This window comes from Streptomyces niveiscabiei (assembly GCF_001419795.1).
Classification (GTDB): domain Bacteria; phylum Actinomycetota; class Actinomycetes; order Streptomycetales; family Streptomycetaceae; genus Streptomyces; species Streptomyces niveiscabiei.
In genome coordinates this window covers 1-5,817 of sequence record NZ_LIRL01000526.1, presented here as the reverse complement: position 1 = coordinate 5,817, position 5,817 = coordinate 1, and the positions used below count along the sequence as shown (strand labels likewise).

Below are 5,817 nucleotides of genomic sequence, written 5' to 3'. Positions count from 1 at the left end.
CCTGCCACCCGGCACTGACAACGCCCCGGCGGCGGCCTCCCGATGACGGTCACTCCGATGCCCGAACCCCGATGTCCGAATTGATCATATTTGCCCTTTATGTGGATATATGGGGTGAGTGGGTTTTCATGAGACTCCATGGGACTCCATCGAGACGAGGAGCAGCATGCGCAAGGAACCACTGCGGAGACGGGTCCGACGGCGGATCGCCGTCGGCCTCGTGCTGGCCGTGTGCGCGGCCGGCGCGCCCGTCGCCCAGGCCGTCTCGGCCCCGGGGCCGGCGAAGGGCAAGGGCGCCGGCGACGGCGCGGTGACCGTACGGGTCGTCACCGAGGTGAACGCCGACGGCGCCTACGACAGCGCCCTGGAGCCCGGCATGGCGGGCGTGACCGTCACCCTGACGGACGACGCGGGCCAGAAGCTGACGGCGACGACCGACGCGGACGGGCTCGCGACCTTCACCCCGGCGTCCTCGGCGCTGACCGGCGGCAAGTACCGGATCGAGGTGCGGAACCCCGACACGGCCACCTACCAGCCGGCGATCGCGGGCCTCGGCACGGGCGCCGACGTGATCCGCTCGAACACCGGCTTCGTGGACGTCTCGGGCGGCGCGAACGCCACGTACACCACCGGCTTCTGGGAGCCGGACGTGTACTACCCGGAGACCCCGACGCTGGTCACGGCGGGCCTCGCCAAGGGTGACGCGACCGGCATGCAGGGCCTGGTGCAGTTCGACGGCAACCTCACGAAGACCCCGCCCGGCGGCGCGGTCACCCAGCTCACCGACAACACCGCCCAGCAGGCCGTCTTCGGTATCGGCACCGACCGCTCCGGCAACGTCTTCATGGGCACCTCGGTGAAGCGGCACACCGAGTACGGCCCGGCCGGACCCGTCAACGCGATCTACCGCTACAACAGCACCAGCAAGGCGGTGACGACGTTCACCACCCTGCCCGGCGCCCTCACCCCGCACGACTCCGCGAACAACTACCTCCACGACGACGCCGTCTACAGCAAGGTCGGCCGCGAGGGCCTCGGCGACGTCGACGTCTCCGGCGACGGCAAGACGCTGTACGCCGTCAACCTGAACGACTCGAAGCTGTACACCGTGCCGATCACCGGCACCGGCGACGGCGTCACGGCCGGTACGCCGGCCTCGTACGCCATCCCGAAGCCGGCGTCGTGCGTCGGCGACTGGCACCCGTACGGCATCGGCGTGCGCGGCAAGCGCGTGCTGGTCGGCGGGGTGTGCGGCGCCGAGTCGACCGTCACCCCGATGCTGGCGTGGGGCGACCCCTCCCAGCTGAGCGCGCACGTCTCCGAGTTCAAGGGCGGCTCGTTCAGCGAACTGACCTCGTACGCGCTCAACTTCGACCGGGGCTGCGCGTACCGCTTCGTCGGCGCGGCGGGCTACCGCTGCGACGACACGACGACGGTCGGCCAGCGGATGAGCGCCGACTGGGAGGCGTGGAACGAGCGGGTGCCGGCGCCCGAGGAGCACACGTTCGTCTCCGCGCCGCAGCCCATGCTGTCCAACATCGAGATCGCCGACAACGGCGACCTGATCATGGCCTTCCGCGACCGCTTCGGGGACATGCAGGGCAGCCGCACCTACTCCTTCGGCTCGACGACGACCCAGGTCGCGGCGGTGGCCGCCGGCGACGTGCTGCGGGCGTGCCTGTCGGGGTCGACGTACACGCTGGAGAACAACGCCTCCTGCGGATCGTTCACGGGTGCCAACCCGAACAACCAGCAGGGCCCGGGCAACGGCGAGTTCTACGACGACACGACCGTCCTGTCCGACGCCCACCACGACCAGATCACCGAGGGCGGCACCGCGCTCCAGCCCTACCGCAAGAAGCTGTGGACGACCGCCTTCGACCCGTGGACGAACCAGGCGTACGAGCAGGGCGTCCGCGAGTGGGTCGCCGACGGCTCGGCGCCCACCACCAGGAAGCGGGCGGACGACAGCGGCACGATCATCGGCAACCAGCTGATCAAGTCGACCTGGGCCGACGGCGCGAACCTGTTCGGCAAGGGCAACGGCCTCGCCGACCTGGAGCTGATCAGCACCCCGCCGCCGGTCCAGATCGGCAACCGGGTCTGGTACGACGTGGACGGCGACGGCGTCCAGGACCCGTCCGAGGCGCCGATCCCGGGCGTCGTCGTCACCCTGACAGCCCCTGACGGCACGAAGCTCACCGCGACGACCGACGCCAACGGCGAGTACTACATCGGCACCCCGCAGGGCCTGGCGCCGAACACGACGTACGACGTCACCTTCGACCCGTCCGGCGCCGACACCTCCGGCCTGCCCGGCACCCCCGCCGCCAAGGACCTCCAGTTCACGAAGGCGAACGCGGGCAGCGACACCCACGTCAACTCCAAGCCCGACAGCACCGGCAGGACGACGGTGGCCGTGGGCGACCCCGGCTACACCAACCACGACGTCGACGCGGGCCTGACGCCGCTCAACAAGCTGGGCGACTACGTCTGGTACGACGAGAACGGCGACGGCATCCAGGATCCGGCGGAGAAGCCGGCGTCCGGGATCACCGTCAAGCTGATCGACCCGGCGACCGGCAACACCGTCAAGACCACGACGACCGGCACCGACGGCAAGTACCTCTTCGACAACCTGCCCGACGGCAAGTACAAGGTCTGCTTCGACAAGCCGGCCGGCTACCAGTGGACCAAGCAGAACGCGGGCGCGGTCGGCGACGACTCGGTCGTGGACCCGTCGACCGGCTGCTCCGGCGAGGTCACCCTCGGCCCGGCCAACCGCGCCGACCTCACCCAGGACGCCGGTCTGACGCCGCTCAACAAGGTCGGCGACTACGTCTGGTACGACGACAACGGCAACGGCATCCAGGACCCGGGCGAGAAGCCCGCTTCCGGGGTCCCGGTCAAGCTGATCGACCCGGCGACCGGCAACACCGTCAAGACCACGACGACCGGCACCGACGGCAAGTACCTCTTCGAGGACCTGCCCGACGGCTCGTACAAGGTCTGCTTCACGGCACCGGCCGGCTACCAGTTCACGAAGCAGAACGCGGGCGCCTCCGGGAACGACTCGGTCGTCGACCCGAAGACCGGGTGCTCGGCGCCGGTCACGCTGGGCCCGCTGAACCGGACGGACCTCACGCTCGACGCGGGGCTCACGCCGCTCAACAAGCTGGGCGACTACGTCTGGTACGACGACAACGCGAACGGCATCCAGGACAAGGGCGAGAAGCCCACCCCCGGGGTCACCGTGAAGCTCATCGACCCGGCGACCGGCAAGACGCTCGGCACGACCAAGACCGACGCGCAGGGCAAGTACCTCTTCGACAACCTGCCCGACGGCTCGTACAAGGTCTGCTTCGTCAAGCCGAACGGCTACCAGTGGACGAAGCAGAACGCGGGCGCGGTCGGCAACGACTCCGTCGTCAACCAGAAGACCGGCTGCTCGAACCCGGTCACGCTGGGTCCCGGACACCGTTCGGACCTGACGCTGGACGCCGGCCTGGTCAAGGAGCTGAACCTGACGGTCCTGACGACCGACGCCAAGACCGGTACGCCGCTGGGCAGTACGGTCGTCCAGCTGTGGCGGGTCGTCGACGGCAAGAAGACGCTCGTCGGTGACTGCTCGACCCCGGCCAACGGCAAGTGCTCCTTCGGGAAGCTGCCGCCCGGTACGTACTACGCGGTCGTCAAGGACGTCCCCGAGGGCTACGACCTGCCGAAGAACCCGACGACCAAGACGTACCAACTCACCGTGAAGAACAACGGGTTGATCATCAAGATCCCGATTCCGCGCGGGGAGCCGTGCAAGGGGAAGAAGTGCTGATCCTCCTCTCCTGAACGGGTCAGGGCCGCGTACCCCACGGGGTGCGCGGCCCTTTCCGTTGCGCCAACTATCCGCTGTAGACGCCGACTTCGCGCAGCGAGTACCCCCACTCGGTCCCCCGCTGCACCCCCTGCACGCGGACGTACCGCGCCGGGACCGCCGTGAAGCGGACCGTGTCGAGGCCGCCGTCACCGGCCGAAGTCGACCACGCCGTACGCCAGTTGGTGCCGTCCGTGGAGACGTCGACGCGGTACGCCTTGCCGTACGCCCGCTCCCAGTCCAGCGTCACCCGCCCCACCAACTGCGTGGCGCCGAGGTCGGTCTGCCAGGACTGCGCGTCGCTCCAGTCGCTGGCCCAGCGCGTGGAGTTGTCGCCGTCGATCGCCCGGCCGGGCTGGTAGCTGGTGAACGGGTTGGACTCCGAGGAACTGGCGCTCGCGGTGCCGGTCCGGGCGAGGTTCACGCCCGCCCGGTGGCCCTCGGTGGCGCCCCAGGTGCCGAGGTAGGACTCGGCACCCCGGAAGAGGTCGCCCACGGCGTCCTGGCCGCCGGACTTGCGGATGCTTTCGATCCAGTCGGGGATCAGCCCGGCGTGCGCGGCGCCGTCGGTGTTGATGTCGAACGTGCGCTGCCCGCTGGTCTGCCGGTCGATGACCGAGCCGCCGTCGACGCTGGTGAAGGGGTACGTCACCTTCGTCGTCGTCTCGCCGCGCGGGCCGGGGTGCTCGCCGACGCCGTTGAAGTCGGTGCCGAAGCCGTAGCCGACGCCGTACTTCTCGCGCAGCGCGTCCGTGCGGGCGGCCTCCTTCACGAACTCCTCGGTGCCGTGCATGTACTGGGCGACGAAGCCGCCGAGCGAGTAGACCCGCTCGGTCCACTTGAGGTCCATCCAGCTGTGCGAGGAGAGCACGCCGGGGTAGGACGCGGCCTCGAACATGTCGAGCACCCGGCCGGTGGCCTTGACGCTCATGTGGTCGATCTCCAGCATCATCTTGCGCTGCATCATGCCGCGTACGGCGTACTCGCCGAGTTCGGTCAACCCCCGCTTGTTGCACTGGGCTTCGCCCTCGTACGCGGGCACCTCGACGCCGTCCGGCAGCTCCTCCTCCGCCTGGGAGGCGGCGCCGCCGATGGGGTTGTCGTGCATCGCGGTCGTGCACTTCTCGGTCTGCCAGAACGTGCCGGTCGACAGGAACTGGCCGACGTTGATGGCGGTGCCGAGGCCGCCCTCGTCGAAGCGGACGCCGCACAGCGCGTTGTCGAACTTGTGGCACAGGAACATGGAGCGCACGCCGAGCGCGTACAGCTCGTCGAGGCCCTTGTCGATGTCGGCCCGGGAGCACTGCGCGACGTCCAGGACCTGCTTGCAGCCGAACGGCTCCGAGGTCTCGACGCCCAGGATCACCGCCAGCTTGCCCTGTTCGATGACCTTCCGCGCCTGCTCGCTGTCGGTGACGATACGGAACCAGCCCTTGCCGGTGCCGCCGTACTGCCGGTCGATGTACGCCTGGAGGTCGTACGTCAGCTTCGCCTGGAGGCGGATCGACGTCATCTCGTCGCAGGAGCGGTCCTTGAAGAAGTACACCGAGCAGATCACGCCGTTGGTGACCAGGTCGTTCACCAGGACGCGCTGGCCGCCGCGCCAGGCGCGCTCCACCCAGGCGTAGTAGTTCGCCTGGTGCGTCATCGAGTCGTACGCGGGCCAGTCCTTGAAGGTCGGCCAGCCCGTCGGGTCGTGCTTGCCGTCGCCGCCGTGGGTGATGTAGTCGAAGATCGCGAGGGTGCCGTCCGGGTAGTGCTCCGGGCAGTCCTTCAGCGCGTCCGCCACGCCGGCCTCCGAGAAGACCTTGCCGCAGATCAGCCGGCCGCCGAACGCCTCGTTGGAGAAGAGGTGGTTGTGGGCGTCGACGAAGCCGCGTACCTCTCCGGCCGCGTTCGTGCCGGTGAAGGGTTCGCCGGTGACGTTGATCTGGGAGTCGGGGGTGGGG

At 69.2% G+C, this 5,817-nt stretch carries 2 protein-coding genes; one reads left to right on the top strand and one right to left on the bottom strand.

Annotated features, from left to right (window positions below):
• Positions 1-166: 166 nt before the first annotated feature.
• Entirely contained in the window at positions 167-3,829 is a 3,663-nt protein-coding gene (locus AOK24_RS25015; RefSeq protein ID WP_055722329.1) for an SdrD B-like domain-containing protein, read from the top strand.
• A 67-nt stretch (positions 3,830-3,896) separates the two neighbouring features.
• Here AOK24_RS25015 and AOK24_RS25010 read toward each other — a convergent pair.
• Positions 3,897-5,817, bottom strand: a 1,921-nt coding sequence (locus tag AOK24_RS25010; protein WP_055722328.1) for a galactose-binding domain-containing protein, incomplete at its 5' end; no start/stop codon positions are given.